At 67.5% G+C, this 16,318-nt stretch carries 13 protein-coding genes and 2 rRNA genes; 11 read left to right on the forward strand and 4 right to left on the reverse strand.

The window, feature by feature from the left end; translation table 11 throughout:
• Nucleotides 1-102 precede the first annotated feature (102 nt).
• The 5 genes from BJY18_RS13090 to lipB are packed head-to-tail and all read left to right on the forward strand — an operon-like array spanning nt 103 to nt 3,969.
• Nucleotides 103-1,212 (forward strand): serine hydrolase, encoded by a 1,110-nt coding sequence (locus BJY18_RS13090; RefSeq protein ID WP_184780240.1) that lies wholly within the window; start codon nt 103-105, stop codon nt 1,210-1,212.
• 4 nt (nt 1,213-1,216) lie between these two features.
• Complete coding sequence (locus BJY18_RS13095; RefSeq protein ID WP_184780241.1) at nt 1,217-1,702, forward strand: ArsR/SmtB family transcription factor; 486 nt, start codon at nt 1,217-1,219, stop codon at nt 1,700-1,702.
• Nucleotides 1,703-1,717: 15 nt separating this feature from the next.
• Nucleotides 1,718-2,602 (forward strand): TIGR01777 family oxidoreductase, encoded by an 885-nt coding sequence (locus BJY18_RS13100; RefSeq protein ID WP_184780242.1) that lies wholly within the window; start codon nt 1,718-1,720, stop codon nt 2,600-2,602.
• On the forward strand, nt 2,599-3,216 hold the full coding sequence (locus BJY18_RS13105; protein ID WP_184780243.1) for a phosphatase PAP2 family protein: 618 nt from the start codon (nt 2,599-2,601) through the stop codon (nt 3,214-3,216). The genes BJY18_RS13100 and BJY18_RS13105 overlap by 4 nt, the downstream gene beginning before the upstream one ends.
• A gap of 9 nt (nt 3,217-3,225) precedes the next feature.
• Nucleotides 3,226-3,969 (forward strand): lipoyl(octanoyl) transferase LipB, encoded by a 744-nt coding sequence (gene lipB / locus BJY18_RS13110; protein WP_184780244.1) that lies wholly within the window; start codon nt 3,226-3,228, stop codon nt 3,967-3,969.
• A gap of 56 nt (nt 3,970-4,025) precedes the next feature.
• Here lipB and BJY18_RS13115 read toward each other — a convergent pair whose 3' ends face one another.
• Nucleotides 4,026-4,961: an LLM class F420-dependent oxidoreductase gene (locus BJY18_RS13115; protein WP_184780245.1), complete on the reverse strand. Its 936-nt coding sequence runs from the start codon at nt 4,959-4,961 to the stop codon at nt 4,026-4,028.
• Nucleotides 4,962-4,986: 25 nt separating this feature from the next.
• On the reverse strand, nt 4,987-5,610 hold the full coding sequence (locus BJY18_RS13120) for a TetR/AcrR family transcriptional regulator (RefSeq protein WP_184780246.1): 624 nt from the start codon (nt 5,608-5,610) through the stop codon (nt 4,987-4,989).
• A 143-nt stretch (nt 5,611-5,753) separates the two neighbouring features.
• Here BJY18_RS13120 and BJY18_RS13125 point away from each other — a divergent pair, with 143 nt between their 5' ends.
• The 6 genes from BJY18_RS13125 to BJY18_RS13150 all read left to right on the forward strand — a co-directional run bounded on the left by BJY18_RS13125 (nt 5,754) and on the right by BJY18_RS13150 (nt 11,548).
• Complete coding sequence (locus BJY18_RS13125; RefSeq protein WP_184780247.1) at nt 5,754-6,281, forward strand: hypothetical protein; 528 nt, start codon at nt 5,754-5,756, stop codon at nt 6,279-6,281.
• Between the two features lie 20 nt (nt 6,282-6,301).
• Nucleotides 6,302-7,252, forward strand: a complete 951-nt coding sequence (locus BJY18_RS13130; RefSeq protein ID WP_184780248.1) for an oxidoreductase — start codon at nt 6,302-6,304, stop codon at nt 7,250-7,252.
• A gap of 37 nt (nt 7,253-7,289) precedes the next feature.
• The gene (lipA, locus tag BJY18_RS13135) at nt 7,290-8,291 is read left to right on the forward strand and encodes a lipoyl synthase (RefSeq protein WP_184780249.1); all 1,002 of its coding nucleotides are present in this window, start codon (nt 7,290-7,292) and stop codon (nt 8,289-8,291) included.
• 376 nt (nt 8,292-8,667) lie between these two features.
• Entirely contained in the window at nt 8,668-9,333 is a 666-nt protein-coding gene (locus tag BJY18_RS13140) for a DedA family protein (protein ID WP_184780250.1), read from the forward strand.
• 46 nt (nt 9,334-9,379) lie between these two features.
• On the forward strand, nt 9,380-10,249 hold the full coding sequence (locus BJY18_RS13145; RefSeq protein WP_184780251.1) for a patatin-like phospholipase family protein: 870 nt from the start codon (nt 9,380-9,382) through the stop codon (nt 10,247-10,249).
• Between the two features lie 105 nt (nt 10,250-10,354).
• Complete coding sequence (locus tag BJY18_RS13150; protein WP_184780252.1) at nt 10,355-11,548, forward strand: L,D-transpeptidase; 1,194 nt, start codon at nt 10,355-10,357, stop codon at nt 11,546-11,548.
• 1,231 nt (nt 11,549-12,779) lie between these two features.
• On the opposite strand, the gene rrf is transcribed toward BJY18_RS13150, so the two are convergent.
• Nucleotides 12,780-12,896, reverse strand: a 5S ribosomal RNA gene (gene rrf, locus BJY18_RS13155).
• A gap of 103 nt (nt 12,897-12,999) precedes the next feature.
• Nucleotides 13,000-16,136 (reverse strand): 23S ribosomal RNA (locus BJY18_RS13160).
• Nucleotides 16,137-16,318 lie beyond the last annotated feature (182 nt).

The raw sequence follows: 16,318 nt of genomic DNA on the forward strand, positions 1-16,318 counted from the left end.
CGTCGGGGAATCCCAGTCCCCGACGGAGGCCTTCACGGCTTTCCGGCCGAAGTCGGTACTCCACTATTCCGTAATTCCGGAATAGTGGAGTACGGTGGCCGCATGCTGACCCGACGACGCCTGCTGACCACCGTGGCCGCCACCGCGCCGGCCACTCTGTTCCTGCCCGGCCTCGCCTGGGCAGGCGATCCGGACCTCACGACCGAGGAGGGCTGGCTGGCCCGGCTCGCCGCGCACCGCGAGGACGTTTCGGCGGTGGTCGACGACGGCGCCGGCCACCGCTTCGGTCACCGCGCTGCCACGCCGCGCCCGCTGGCGTCGACGGTCAAGGTGGTGCACCTGCTGGCTTACACCACCGCCGTCGTCTCCGGGCGCCTCGATCCGGACGAGCAGGTGCGCGTCGGCGACTGGGACGCCCGGCATCCCTTCCTCGGTGACGGGCCGCTCGGCGCCGGCGCGCATCACACAGCGTTGACCCGGCTGGGGATCCCGTGCGACGAATACGGCGTCGCGAAGGATGCCGGGCAGCGGGTGCCGCTGGCGAAGATCCCCGAGTTCATGATCCAGCTCAGCGACAACTCCGCGGCCGACTACCTGCGTGCCCGGCTCGGCGACGGCGCGTTGCGGGCGGCCGCGGCCCGCGGCGGGTGGTTCGCACCGGACGTGCGGATGTTCAGCGGCGAAACGCTCCTGCTGTTCTTCCCCGAGTACGGCCCGCCGCCCGGCAGCCCGCCCGCGCTGCGGCGGGTCGCGGGTGACGCGCTGTCCGAACGCTTCGCCCGTGATCTCCTGTTCCGTGCCGAGGTGCTGGCGCGGATCCTCGCCGATCCGCCCACCGCGGAGGAAACGCGGGACTGGGCCACACGCGGCGGTTCCGGGACGGCCACCCAGCTGGCCGGGCTGCACCACGAGATCGCCACCGCCACCGATCCCGCCGCCGCGCTCGCGCGGGGCTTCCTCGGCGCGCAGTTCGCCGGCGACCGGCCGCCGGGGACGGACGCGATGCTGTACAAGGGCGGCAGCCTGCCCGGGAACCTCGAACTCGGCGTCGACCTGGTGTGGCCGCACCGCCGTCCGGGCACCGCCGTCCTGCAGCTGGTCGGCTCGACGCCCGAGGACCTGCAGCGCGCGGACGTGCTGCTGCGGCTCTGCTCGGACGCGCTCGCGGTCCCGGCCACGCTCGCGAAGCTGGAGCACGCACTGGGACACTGATCCCATGACCGAAGATCTCGCCGAGCGGGTCGCCGAACTCGAACGCCGGGTGGCCGCGCTGGAGGGCCGGTCCGCCGAGTCCGTTCCGGACGGACCGCAGGGGATCGTCGGCTACCAGGGCGAGCTGAGTGATCCGGAGCTGAGCTGGGAGATCCGGCTGAGCCCCCCGGCGGTGCTGGCGCTGCCGGACGGCCCGCGGGTCGAGGTGCTGTCCGCGCTGGCCAACGCCGACCGGGTGGCGCTCGTGCGACTGCTCGCGCGGGACGGCCCACAGACCGGCGCCGCACTGCGTGCGGCCGCGGAACTGGGGTCCCCCGGACGGCTTTACCACCACCTCAAGGCGCTCACCGCGGCCGGGCTGGTCGAGCAGGACCGCCGCGGCAGCTACCGGCTGCGCGCCACCGCGACCATCCCCGCGTTGGTGTTGCTGACCGCCGCCGCGGACGTGGCCGGGCAGCTGCGGCCTGGTGTGCGCGGTCCGGGCGGATAGGACACGATCTCAGGTATGCGGGTACTCATCGCGGGATCCGGCGGGCTCATCGGCACGGCGCTGGCCGCGCGGCTGCGCGAGTCCGGTCACGACGTGCGCCGGCTGGTGCGGCGGGCCGCGCGGAAGCCGGACGAACGGGGCTGGGACCCGCCGTCGGGGCGGATCGACGAGGGCGCGTTCGAGGGTGTCGAAGCGGTGGTGAACCTGTGCGGTGCGCCACTGCTTTCCGGCCGGTGGAGCGGAATGCGCAAGCAGTTGCTGCTCGACAGCCGGGTGGAACCCACCGAAGTACTGGCCGAGGCGGTCGCCGAACACGGAGTCGGCGTGCTGGTGAACGCCTCCGCGGTGGGTTTCTACGGCAACCCCGGGTCCACTGTGGTCGATGAGGAGTCCGCCTCCGGCGGCGGTTTCCTGGCCGAGCTGTGCCGGGAGTGGGAGGACGCGACGGCAGCCGCGAGGTCCGCGGGCGCCCGGGTCGTCTCCGCCCGCACCGGACTCGTCCTGGCTCGCGAAGGCGGCCTGCTGGGCGTGCTGCGGCCGCTGTCCCGGTTCGCACTCGGCGCGCGGCTCGGCGGTGGCCGGCAGTTCATGCCGTGGATCTCACTCGACGACGAGATCGGTGCCCTGCAGCACGTCCTCGAGCACGACGCGGTCTCCGGACCGGTCAACCTCACCGGCCCGGCCCCGGTGACCAACGCCGAGTTCACCCGCGCGCTCGGCCACGCCGTGCACCGTCCCGCGCCGTGGTGGGTGCCGGAGATCGCGGTGAAGATCGCGCTCGGCCAGGCGGGCGAGGAAATGGCGTTGTTCGGCCAACGCGCGGTGCCGCGGCGGCTCGAAGGCAGCGGATACGTCTTCCGCCACCGCACCGTGGAAAGTGCGCTGGCCGCGGCGACATGACCGTGCCCCGCGCGCGATGGGTGGTCGCCGGGCTGGTGGTGTTCGCCGCTTTCCTCGGGTTGGGCCTGCTCGTCGCCCACCGGCCGTCGCAGCTCGACGTCGAGGTCGCGAACGCCTTGCGCGGGCAGTACCAGCAGACAGCGGGCGCGGTCGCGGATGTGGTCACCGCCGTGCTCGGACCGGTGCTGCCGTACGTGCTCGGCGTGGTGCTGGTGGCGGTCGTGCTGCGCGACCGGACGCGGCTGTCGCTGTGCCTGCGGCTGGCCGTCGTGCTGGTGCTGTGCCGGCTGACCAGCCTGGCGTTCAAACCGCTGTTCCAACGCCGGCGCCCCCGCGCCTACCCGGACCTGAGTTATCCCAGCGGGCACGTCGTCTCGGTCGCCGCCACCGGACTGGTCGTGGTGCTGCTGTGCGGCTGGCTGCTGCCGCGCCTGGTGCGCTGGGCGGTTCTGGCCGCGGCCGGGGCGACGGTGCTCGCGGCTGCCTGCCGGATCGTCCTCGGCGTGCACTGGCTGACCGACACCGCAGGCGCCGTGCTGGCGGTCCTCGGCGTCGGGCTGGTGTCGGCGACCGCACTGCGGTTGCTGCCCTTTTCGCCGCCGGAAAAGGGGTAACCTCGACAGGTGAGTTCTTCGAGCACGAGCGCCCGCGCCGCCACCGAACCCGTCACCGTGCGAGAGCTCGGCACAGTCGACTACACCGAGGCCTGGGATCTGCAGCGGGAGGTCCTCACCGCCCGCGCCGACGAGACCGGCCCGGACACCCTGCTGCTGCTGGAGCATCCGTCGGTCTACACCGCGGGCAAGCGCACCGAGCCGGAGGACCGGCCCGCCGACGGCACCCCGGTGATCGACGTGGACCGCGGCGGCAAGATCACCTGGCACGGGCCCGGCCAGCTCGTCGGCTATCCGATCGTGAAGCTCGCCGACCCGATCGACGTGATGCACTACGTGCGCCGGCTGGAAGAGGCGCTGATCGCGGTGTGCGACCGGATGGGCGTGCGCAGCGGACGCGTCGAGGGCCGCAGCGGGGTGTGGATCCCGGCCGACGACCGCGGCATCGAGCGCAAGATCGCGGCCATCGGCATCCGCGTGCAGCGCGGCGTGACGATGCACGGTTTCGAGCTGAACTGCAACGCCGACCTGAGCGCCTTCGACGCGATCGTGCCCTGCGGCATCCGCGACGCGGGCGTCACCTCGCTGTCCTACGAGCTGCAGCGCGAGGTGCCGGTCGCCGAGGTGCTGCCGCTGGCGCGGGAGCTGGTGACCGCGGCGCTGGAAGGCGAGCTGCCGGTGAGCGAGGACCGTTGGCTGCCCCGGCCGGAGGCACCGCAGGCCCCCGGCGTGACCTTCGCCCTGCAGAACTGACCCGGCCGTGCTCCTTCGGGGACTCCACGTCCCTGAAGGAGCACGGCGCGGGTACGTCAGTCGAGCTGCGGGGCGACCTCGGCGGCGATGAACTCGAGGTGGTCGAGGTCGGCGAGGTCGAGCACCTGCAGGTAGAGCCGGGTGATGCCGGTCTTCTCCCGCCACTGCCCGATCCGGTCCACGATCTGCGCGGGCGTACCGGCAAGGCCGTCGCGCAGCAGCTGCTCCTTGTCCCGCCCGATCGCCTGGACCCGGCGCGTGACCTCGGCGTCGTCGCGGCCGGCGACCGTGGTGAGCGCGACCGACCGCAGGATCTCCTTCGGGTCCCGGCCGATCGCGGTCGCGGCGGCGGAGACCCGTTCGAACTGCGCGAGGGCGGTCTCCGGGTCGGCGAAGGGCAGGTTGAACTCGTCCGCGAACCGCGCGGCCAGCTCCGGGGTGCGCTTCTTGCCGCCACCACCGATGATCACCGGCGGCGCGGGCGACTGCGCGGGCTTCGGCAGCGCCGGCGAATCGGTGAGCGTGTAGTTCTTGCCGGAGAAGGAGAACTTCTCCCCCACCGGCGTACGCCAGAGCCCGGTGATGATCTCCAGCTGCTCGGCGTAGAGGTCGAAACGCTCCTTCAGCGGCGGCAGCGTCAGCCCGTAGGCGGTGTGCTCGGCGTCGAACCAGCCCGACCCGAGGCCGAACTCGACGCGCCCGCCCGACATCCGGTCCACCTGCGCGACGGACACCGCGAGCGGCCCGGGGTGGCGGAAGGTGGCCGCGGTGACGAGGGTGCCGAGCCGGATCCGCTCGGTCTCGCGGGCCAGCCCGGCCAGGGTGATCCACGCGTCGGTGGGCCCGGGAAGGCCGTCGCCCTCGCCCATGGCGAGGTAGTGGTCACTGCGGAAGAACGCGTCGTAGCCGGCCGCTTCGGTGACCCGCGCGACCCGCAGCAGTTCGTCGTAGCTCGCGCCCTGCTGGGGTTCGGTGAAGATCCTCAAGTCCATGGCCGCCAGCCTAGCCACGCGGCGCTCAGCCGGCGGCAGGTCGCTCCAGCGACTCGTCGGCCGGGCGGCGCACCCGCAGCAGCATCCGCACGATCACGTCCTCGATCTCCGCGCCGACCTTCTTCGGATCGGCCGCGCTCGCGATCTCGGTGGCCGCACTGGACAACGCGCCGAACAGCAGCCGCGACGTGACCTCCACCGGCACCGGCTCCACCTCGCCCGCGTCCACCAGCAGCTGCAGCCCCGAGCGCACCAGCCCGAAGCTGCACTGCTCCTCGGCCTCCCGCCAGCGTTCCCAACCCATCACCACCGGCGCCTCGTGGATCGCGATCCGCTGGTATGCCGGGTCGAGGCAGCTGCGGATGAACGCCTTGAGCCCGCCCAGTGTGCGTTCCCACGCGGTGCCGGGACCGGTCATGGTCTTCTCGAGCCGGTCGTAGACGAGGCTTTCCACCGCGTCGAAAGCGGCCTCGAACAACGCCTGCTTACCGCTGAAATGGTGGTACAGCGCGCCTTTCGTGACCCGCGCGCGTTTGGCCACCTCGTCGAGCGAAGTACCCGCGTACCCGCGTTTGGTGAACAGCTCCACCGCGGACTCGACCAGCGCGGAACGGGTCGACTCCGAATAGTCGAGTCGGCGGGATCTCATCGGGACGTCACTGTCGGCACCCTCACAACATTACTCCGGCCCGCCGCCGGGCATACCCGTGGTATGTTCGCTGCGTCAGGTCCGTACCGAGAGTATGCCGCAAACCCGCGGTATGTCCCGGATCACGGAGGGGAGCCCGCACCATGAGCTGGAATGACTTCTACCGGCGGCGAGAGATCCTCGACTCCGCCGTCCGCCACGCACGACGCGCCCCGGCCGAGCCACTCGAGCTCGGCCGGATCCCGGGAGCCACCGAGGTGTTCGGTACCGAGGAGGCGCTGCTGCTGGCCCTGCACCACCAGTGGAGCCGGCGGCTCGGCGGCCACCTGCGCACCGAGTTCGCCGCCCCGGAGGACGCCACCGCGGACGGCGCCGGCGACCAGGTCGACGCGGTGTCCCGCGCGTGGCGCCGGGCGCTGGAGGGACACGAGACGCTGCGGGAGCTGCTGGACGGCGCCGTCGAGCGCTGCCCCGCGCTGGTACCGCTGCACGAAGCCGAGCTGCGGATGCTGGCGATCACCGCCGGGCTCGTCGACCCGGGCGAGCCGCGCGCGGAGGTCACGAAGGTGGGGCACGCGTTCGGCGCGCTGCTGCGCGCGGGCGACGCGCGGCCCGTTCGCCGCCGGAGCCCGATCGGCCATCTGAGGCGGCTGCTCGCGCCCACTGCGTGACATGTAGTTAGCTGACCCCCATGAGCCGGCGCTGGACCGAGACCGACATTCCCGACCAGACCGGGCGCACCGTCCTGATCACCGGGGCGAACTCCGGCCTCGGCCTGCGTTCGGCCGAGGTGCTCGCCGGACGGGGCGCCCGCGTGCTGCTCGCCTGCCGTTCACCCGAACGCGGCGCGGCGGCACTCGCCAGGGTCGCCGCGGTGGCGGCCGGCGAAAAACCCGAACTGGTCCGCCTCGACCTCGCGGACCTCGCGTCGGTGCGGGCAGCCGCCGCCGCGGTGCGTGAGCTGACCGGCGACGCCCTGGACGTATTGATGAACAACGCCGGCGTGATGGCCACCGCGCACAACCACACGACCGACGGGTTCGAGCTGCAGTTCGGCACCAACCACCTCGGACACGGCGCGCTCACCTGGCTGCTGATGCCCGCACTTCGCGGCGCGCCCGCGGCCCGCGTCGTCACGCTGTCCAGCATCACCGCGTACGGTGCGCGCATCCGGCTGGACGACCCGAACGGCGAGCACCGCCGGTACAACGCCGGCGCCGCGTACGGGCAGTCGAAGCTGGCGAACCAGGTGTTCGGCATCGAACTGGACCGGCGCCTGCGCGCGGCCGGCTCGTCCGTGCTGAGCGTGCTCGCGCACCCCGGCTACAGCGCGACCGGGCTGGTCGCCAACATGGCCGAGTCGTATCGCAATCCGCTGCTGCGCGGGATGATCGGGACCATCGGGCGGTTCGGCGGTGCCGTCGTCGCGCAGCGTCTCGAACCGGGCGCCCTGCCACAGCTGTACGCGGCCACGGCCGAAGACGTCGAAGGCGGCGATTACCTGGGCCCGAACCGGCTGTTCCAGACCCGCGGGACCCCCGCGAAGGTCCGCACGCTGGCGACCGCCCGCGACCTGCGGACCGGTTCCGGATTGTGGGAACTGACCGCGCGGTTGACCGACGTCACCCCCGACCCGAGCTAGGGCGACCCGGCCGCCCGGCGGGCGTAGGGTGGATCACGTGAGTGTGACGCCGGAGGGGCGGAAGTTGTTGCGGCTTGAGGTGCGTAACAGTGAGACGCCGATTGAGAAGAAGCCGTCGTGGATTCGGACTCGGGTGCGGATGGGTCCGGAGTTCACGGAGTTGAAGGGCTTGGTGCGTCGGGAGGGTCTTCACACGGTGTGTGAGGAGGCGGGGTGTCCCAATATTTATGAGTGTTGGGAGGATCGTGAGGCCACGTTCCTGATCGGTGGGGATCAGTGCACCCGGCGGTGTGATTTCTGCCAGATCGATACGGGTAGGCCGGCGGCGTTGGATCGGACCGAGCCGCGGAAGGTGGCGGAGTCGGTGCAGGCGATGGGCCTGCGGTATTCGACGGTGACGGGTGTGGCGCGGGATGATCTGGATGATGGTGGGGCGTGGTTGTATGCGGAGACGGTGCGTGAGATTCATGCGTTGAATCCGGGTACGGGTGTGGAGTTGCTGATTCCGGATTTCAATGCTGATCCCGAGCAGTTGGGTGAGGTGTTCGGGTCGCGTCCGGAGGTGTTGGCGCACAATGTGGAGACGGTGCCGCGGATTTTCAAGCGGATCCGTCCGGGGTTTCGGTATGCCCGGTCGTTGGAGGTGTTGACGCGGGCTCGCGAGGCGGGGTTGGTGACGAAGTCGAATCTGATCCTGGGGATGGGTGAGACGCCGGATGAGGTGCGGGTCGCGTTGCGGGAGTTGTTCGATGCGGGGTGTGAGATCATCACGATCACGCAGTATCTGCGTCCGTCGCCGCGGCATCATCCGGTGGATCGGTGGGTGAAGCCGGAGGAGTTCGTCGAGCATTCGCGGTTTGCCGAGTCGCTGGGTTTCCCGGGGGTGATGGCGGGTCCGTTGGTGCGGTCGTCGTATCGGGCGGGCCGGTTGTATGCCCAGACCAAGGCCCACCGCGGGGAGGATCTGCCGGAGAACCTGGCCCACCTCGCCCAGCAGGGACCAGCCGCACAGGAAGCCAGCTCACTGCTGGCCCGCTGATTCCGCTGATTCCACACCGAAGCCTGCCTGCGCTTTTGCTTACCGCAGGCAGGCTTCGGCTTGCCTGGGTGGCTTCGGCTTGTCGAGGGTGGTCTCGGCTTGTCCGGGTTGCTTCGGCCTGCCCTGGGTAGCTTCGGCTCGTCCAGCCAGGTGGTCGGTACGTCCGGCCTGTTTCAGCTCGTCGGCGCAGCTCCCGCTTGCCCAGGCAGCCTCGGCTTGCTCCGGCAGTCATCGGCTCGGCCAGGCAGATTCGCCCCCGCCCGGGCAGCTTCACCCGAGCCCTCACACACCCCGCCCCTACGGGCAGGCCCCTGAAATCTCCCCGGTCCGTTCCGTGCCCCCCTCCCCCATTCCAAAGACTCAGTAAAGTGAACCCGTGGCTTTGGTAACGGACATCTTGGACTGGCTGCAGGGGCTCCCGGAACCGGGCCTGGTCGCGGCGGCGGGCGGGCTCGTGTTCGCCGAGTGCACCATCGGGCTCGGGTTCATCGCGCCCGGGGAGTCGGGGCTGCTCATCGCGGCCACCACGGCGACCTCCGTACCGCGCTTCCTCACGTTGTGGGCCGTCGTCACGGTGTGCGCGGCGCTCGGCGATTCGGTCGGCTACGCGCTGGGCCGGAAGTTCGGTCCGCGGCTGCGGGAGACGAAGCTGATCCGCAAGTACGGCGCCGACGCCTGGGACCGGGCTGCCGCGGTCCTCGAACGGCGCGGGGCCTGGGCGGTGTTCTTCGCCCGCTTCCTGCCGGTGCTGCGCACGCTCACGCCGGCCGCCGCCGGGGCGTCGCGGCTGCCGTTCCGGAAGTTCCTGCCCGCCACCGCACTCGGGGCGTTGTGCTGGTCGCTCGTGCACATCAGCCTCGGTGCCGCGCTCGGCGAGGCCGCCAAGCAGGTCGAAGGCGCGCTCAGCACCGGGTTCCTCGTGGTGGCCGCGGCCGTCGTCGGGGTACTCGTGTTCTTCTTGCTGCGGCTCAAGAAGCGCAAGGCGCTCGACGCGAGCGGCCCGGCGGAGCCGGAAGAGGAGCCCGCCGGCACCACCCGGTGACCAGATCACCCGTCCGGGATGGTCCCGGGTCACTACATTCGGCAGCATGCACGCACTCGATCTCCCGCGGCCGGTGGCGTTCGTCCTGGGCGGGGGCGGCAGCCTCGGCGCGCTGCAGGTCGGCATGCTCCGCGCGCTCGACGAGGTGGGCCTCATCCCGGATCTGCTCGTCGGCACGTCCGTGGGGTCGCTGAACGCCGCGGTCCTCGCCCTGCCCGGAGGGCGCAATCTCGAGCGGCTCGAGGACGTCTGGACCCACATGACCCGGCACGAGGCGTTCCCCGGCGGCGTGCTCAGCCGGGTCCGCACCCTCCGCCACGGCAAGACGCATCTGTTCCCGAACACCGGGCTGGCGAAGATCATCGACGACCACATCGGTCTCGGCTGCCGGTTCGAAGACCTGGCGCTGCCGCTCGGCGTGGTGACCACCGACGTCGACACGGCCGAGCCCGCGCTGATCCGGTCCGGGCCACTGCACGCGCCGCTGCTGGCCAGCTGCGCGATCCCGGGGATCTTCCCGCCGGTCGAACACGAGGGGCGGCTGCTCTACGACGGCGGCCTGGTCGCCAACGTGCCGATGCGGCAGGCGTTGCGGATGGGCGCGAAGTCGCTGGTCGTGCTGGATTGCGCCTTCCCCGGTCAGCTGCCCGGCGCCCCGCGCACTTTCGCGGAGGTGATGATGTTCACCGCGATGATCAGCATGCGGAACCAGGCCGTGCTGGAGGCTCCGCCCGCCGCGCGGGAGGCGCCGGTGGTGTACCTGCCCGGCCCGGCTCCGGTGCGGGTCAGCCCCCTCGATTTCAGCCACACCGACGAGCTCGCGCGCCAGGCCCGTGAAGCGGCCCGCGAGTACCTGAAGGAGCTGGCCGTGGACGGCCCCGGTCTCTACGGGGCACCCGGGCTCGTCATGCCGTGATCCACGTCACGGCAATGCACCTATCCGCCGCCCGGAACGTCTTTTCGATCGCGTAGCTTTGACAGAAGAAGCCTGCCGGTCCGCGATCCTCACAAAAGAGACATAATGTTCCCGAAGAAGACTTTCCTTTCGGTTGCCGGAATTCTTGCGGCGACCTTGCTGGCCTCGGCCTGTTCGTCCGGAGACGACGCCGGTACCGCCGCCCCCGGCGCGCCGGGCTCGAGCCAGTCCGTGACTCCCGTGTCGGTGTCCATCGAGCCGGCCGACGCGAACGGGATCAGCCCGACCACGCCCATCGTCGTCAAGGCGGCCAACGGGAAGCTCACCGGCGTCACGGTCACCAACGCCAAGGGCAAGGCCGTCGAGGGCAAGACCGCCGCGGACGGGCTCAGCTGGAGCACCAGTGAGGTGCTCGGGTACGGCGGCACCTACCACGTGGTCGCGCACGCCCAGGGTGCCGACGGCAAGCCCGTGGAGAAGGACGGCGACGTCACCACGATCTCGCCGAAGAAGCAGGCGAACGCGAACCTGATCCCGGCGCCGTCCGCGGTGAAGAGTGCCGGCGTGGGCGTCGGCCAGCCGATCGTGTTCAGCTTCGGCACCGCGGTGAAGGACAAGGCGGCGGTGGAGAAGGCGCTGTCGGTGGAGTCGTCGCCGAAGCAGGAGGGCAGCTGGTACTGGATGGACGACAAGAACGTCCACTACCGGCCGAAGGAGTACTGGCAGCCGGGCACCACGCTGACCGTGTCCGCGAAGATTTACGGCGTCGATTTCGGAAACGGCGTGTTCGGGGCGGAGGATCGCACCGAAACGTACAAGGTGCACGATTCCTGGATCGCGAAGGCCGACGGCGGCAACGAGCAGATGCAGATCTTCCACAATGGCCAGAAGGTCAAGTCGATGCCGATCTCGATGGGCAAGGACGCCACCCCGACCCACCTTGGCGCGCACGTCATTTCCGACAAGCAGGAGAACTACACGATGGATTCGTGCACCTACGGTGTCTGTCCCCCGGACCCGAAGGCGTACCGTTCCGACGAGAAGTACTCCGAGCGCATTTCGAACGACGGCGAGTTCGTGCACGAGAACCCGAACAGCGTCGGACAGCAGGGCAGCTCCAACGTCTCGCACGGCTGCATCAACCTGAACGCCTCGAACGCCCAGTGGTTCTTCGAGAACTTCGGCCTGGGCGACGTCGTGGAAGTCACCAACTCCGGCGGCCCGCAACTACCGGTATGGGACCTGTACGGCGACTGGTCCAAGTCCTGGCCCGAATGGCAGAAGGGCTCCGCCCTCTGAGCCTCGTGAGGCGCCGAGCTTCGGAACGTTCCGGCGCTTTCTTGAGGCCCGCGAGGTCGTGAGGCTCGGGCGCTTCTTGAGGCGCCGGGTATCGTGAAGCTCGGGGTCCTTGGATCTCCGGGGGCCGTGAAGCTCCGGCGCTTCTTGGGGCGCCGGATGTCGTGAAGCTCGGGGTCCTTGGATCTCCGGGGGCGCGAGTCTCTGGAGCTTCTTGAGTCCCTCGGGGATCGTGAAGATTCGGCGCTTCTCGAGTTCCGGGGGTGCTGTGAGACGCGGGGCTCTCGCTCCTGCGGGCTTCCGGACTCTTCGGTTCGTTTGAATCCTGGCGGCGCGAAAGGCCGATCACCAATCTCCACGGCACGAACGGGCCGGTCACCCACGCGGTGGCCGGCCCTTCCTCTTTGCCCGCCACCGCTCTCTTTCAGCACTGCTCGGCTTCACACCCGCCAGCAGCACGTCAGCACGCGAAGTGAGCACAAACCCGGACACAGCACCTGCCGAGGCCGTAAGTAAGCAGGGCACGCACGTATGCAGGGGCACAGACAAGCGGAGCTTCAGCCGTACCCCTGGAATAGCCTGCGTACGGGAGCTTTCCCCTGGCGACCGCCGTGCATGCGACCGTGCACCGGAGCGTTCCCCTGTGATTTCCCGTCTCTGCGAGCCCCTGGCGTGGCGGAGCTGCGCGGACCGGCACCGACGGAGGCAAGGGACCCCGAGCATCGGCAGAGGTGGCTGTGGAGACAGGGACGCGCGGAGACAGACGGTTCCGCGCGTAGGGCGTGCTCGGGTGTCTGACGTCGGCTTGTGGGTGTGTCGGCTGGGTGTGTCGGCGGTGGTGTGCGCTGTTCTTGTGCCGGCGGTGGTGTGCGCGCAGTATTCCGGTGTCGCCCGCCTTTCTGTGCCGGCGTACGTTTCCGTGCCGCTTGGGTGTGTGTGTCGGGCCGGGTGGGGTGCAGGGTGACGTCCGGGCTGTCTCGAGAGACGGGCGTCTCGACGGAAAGGGGGGTGTGCCGGGGGAGGGTCTGTCGTGAGCGAGGACCGCATCGAGGGAGGGTCCGTCTCGGGGGACGGGGCGCGTCGAGGGAGCGGGCCGCCCCGCAGGAGGAGCGTGTCGTCGAAGCGAGCGCCTCGAGGGCTGGGGTTGCTCCGGGGGGTGTGGATAGTAGTAGGGGCCCCGGGAGAACCCGTTGTGTTGGGTTCTCGGACCGGGGCCCCTGCTACTTCATGTTGGGTTCGGCGGTGTCCTACTCTCCCACAACCCTTCGGTTGCAGTACCATCGGCGCTGTCAGGCTTAGCTTCCGGGTTCGGAATGGGACCGGGCGTTTCCCTGACGCTGTAACCACCGAAACACTCCGAAACAACACCCACCCACCACGCCCCGGGGTGAACCCCGGGAACCTGGGTGGTGGTGTGGTGTTTCAGAACCGTAGAGTGGATGCGTAGCCTCTTCGTGGGCAAGTCCTCGGCCTATTAGTACCAGTCAACTCGACAACACATTACTGTGCTTCCATATCTGGCCTATCAACCCAATCGTCTCTTGGGGGCCTTAACCCACAAAGGGTGGGATACCTCATCTTGGAACAGGCTTCCCGCTTAGATGCCTTCAGCGGTTATCCCTTCCGAACATAGCCAACCAGCCATGCCACTGGCGTGACAACTGGCACACCAGAGGTCCGTCCGTCCCGGTCCTCTCGTACTAGGGACAGCCTTCCTCAAGTATCCTACGCGCGCGGCGGATAGGGACCGAACTGTCTCACGACGTTCTAAACCCAGCTCGCGTGCCGCTTTAATGGGCGAACAGCCCAACCCTTGGGACCTACTCCGGCCCCAGGATGCGACGAGCCGACATCGAGGTGCCAAACCATGCCGTCGATATGGACTCTTGGGCAAGATCAGCCTGTTATCCCCGGGGTACCTTTTATCCGTTGAGCGACACCCCTTCCACCAGGAGGTGCCGGATCACTAGTCCCGACTTTCGTCCCTGCTCGACCTGTCAGTCTCACAGTCAAGCCCCCTTGTGCACTTGCACTCAACACCTGATTGCCAACCAGGCTGAGGGAACCTTTGGGCGCCTCCGTTACCCTTTAGGAGGCAACCGCCCCAGTTAAACTACCCATCAGGCACTGTCCCTCACCCAGATCATGGGCGTAGGTTCAGATTCCCAATCCGACCAGAGTGGTATTTCAACAACGACTCCACCACCACTAGCGTGACGGCTTCACAGTCTCCCACCTATCCTACACAAGCCGAACCGAAAACCAATACCAAACTATAGTAAAGGTCCCGGGGTCTTTCCGTCCTGCCGCGCGTAACGAGCATCTTTACTCGTAATGCAATTTCGCCGGGCCTGTGGTCGAGACAGCCGGAAAGTCGTTACGCCATTCGTGCAGGTCGGAACTTACCCGACAAGGAATTTCGCTACCTTAGGATGGTTATAGTTACCACCGCCGTTTACTGGCGCTTAAATTCTCAGCTTCACCCCCCGAAGGAGGTTAACCGGTCCTCTTAACGTTCCAGCACCGGGCAGGCGTCAGTCCATATACATCGTCTTGCGACTTCGCATGGACCTGTGTTTTTAGTAAACAGTCGCTTTCCGCTGGTCTCTGCGGCCACCCACCCCTGAACCCGCAAGGGGTATCAAGGCGTGTGGCCCCCCTTCTCCCGAAGTTACGGGGGCATTTTGCCGAGTTCCTTAACCACAGTTCACCCGATCGCCTCAGTATTCTCTACCTGACCACCTGTGTTGGTTTGGGGTACGGGCCGTGCATGCACTCACTAGAGGCTTTTCTCGACAGCATAGGATCACCCACTTCACCTCAAACGGCTACGCATCACGTCTCAGCCTGTTCAGCGGCGGATTTGCCTACCACTCGGCCTACACGCTTACACCAGTACAACCACTCACTGGCGGAGCTACCTTCCTGCGTCACCCCATCGCTTGACTACTACGGAATCAGATCCCACGCTCCACAACACCCACCCCGTCCGAAGACGACGAAGATGCGCTTCGGGTGGTTAGTATCAACCGCCTCGCCATGGGCGCACATGCTCGGGTACGGGAATATCAACCCGTTGTCCATCGACTACGCCTGTCGGCCTCGCCTTAGGTCCCGACTTACCCTGGGCGGATTAGCCTGGCCCAGGAACCCTTGGTCATCCGGCGGCAGAGTTTCTCACTCTGCATTCGCTACTCATGCCTGCATTCTCACTCCCACACCCTCCACCACTCGCTTCCGCGGCAGCTTCACCGGATGCAGGACGCTCCCCTACCCACCCACACCACTAGACACAACCCCGAAAGGCTGAGCCGATGTATTGTGTGAGTGACACAGCTTCGGCGGTGTGCTTAAGCCCCGCTACATTGTCGGCGCAGGACCACTTGACCAGTGAGCTATTACGCACTCTTTCAAGGATGGCTGCTTCTAAGCCAACCTCCTGGTTGTCTGGGCAATCCCACATCCTTTCCCACTGAGCACACACTTAGGGGCCTTAGCTGGTGTTCTGGGCTGTTTCCCTCTCGACGACGAAGCTTATCCCCCGCCGTCTCACTGCCACACTCTCACACCACGGTATTCGGAGTTTGGTTGATTTCGGTAACCCGGTAAGGCCCCTAGACCATCCAGTAGCTCTACCCCCGTAGTGAAACATGCGACGCTGCACCTAAATGCATTTCGGGGAGAACCAGCTATCACGGAGTTTGATTGGCCTTTCACCCCTACCCACAGCTCATCCCCTCAGTTTTCAACCTAAGTGGGTTCGGCCCTCCACACGGTCTTACCCGCGCTTCAGCCTGGCCATGGGTAGATCACTCCGCTTCGGGTCTAGACCACGCGACTCACACGCCCTCTTCGGACTCGCTTTCGCTACGGCTACCCCACCCGGGTTAACCTCGCCACGCAGCACTAACTCGCAGGCTCATTCTTCAAAAGGCACGCCATCACCCCATCCCCAAAGGGGAACTCAGGCTCTGACGGCTTGTAGGCACACGGTTTCAGGTACTCTTTCACTCCCCTCCCGGGGTACTTTTCATCTTTCCCTCACGGTACTCGTCCGCTATCGGTCTCCAGGAAGTATTTAGGCTTACCGGGTGGTCCCGGCAGATTCACAGCAAATTCCACGAGCTCGCTGCTACTCGGGAACACCACCAAGACCTACAACGACAGCTTTCGCGTACGGGGCTCTCACCCACTCCGGCCGCCCATCCCAAAGCGTTCCACTAACCATCGCGTACATCCGGAGAAATGTCAGTCTCTCCAAGGTGGATCCCACAACACCGCCCACACAACCCCTGACAGGTATCACATGCAAACGGTTTAGCCTCATCCGCTTTCGCTCGCCACTACTCACGGAATCACTCTTGTTTTCTCTTCCTACGGGTACTGAGATGTTTCACTTCCCCGCGTTCCCTCCACACACCCTATATATTCAGATGCGGGTGACACCACATCACTGGTGCCGGGTTTCCCCATTCGGAAATCCTCGGATCACAGCTCGGTTGACAGCTCCCCGAGGCATATCGCAGCCTCCCACGTCCTTCATCGGCTCCTGAAGCCAAGACATCCACCATGTGCCCTTAACAACTTGACCACAAAGATGCTCGCATCCACTCTACAGTTCTCAAACACCACACCAGAAACAACAATGTGTTGCCTCAGAACCCAACAGCATGCCAGGAACATGACTCTCGCCCGACCCCGCACACCCGGCGTTCCACGACCCCGAAAGATCAGTACTAACCGGCGGCAACGCCACCACGAGTCCACATAAAC

Origin of the sequence: Amycolatopsis jiangsuensis, from assembly GCF_014204865.1 — a bacterium.
Taxonomy (GTDB): domain Bacteria; phylum Actinomycetota; class Actinomycetes; order Mycobacteriales; family Pseudonocardiaceae; genus Amycolatopsis; species Amycolatopsis jiangsuensis.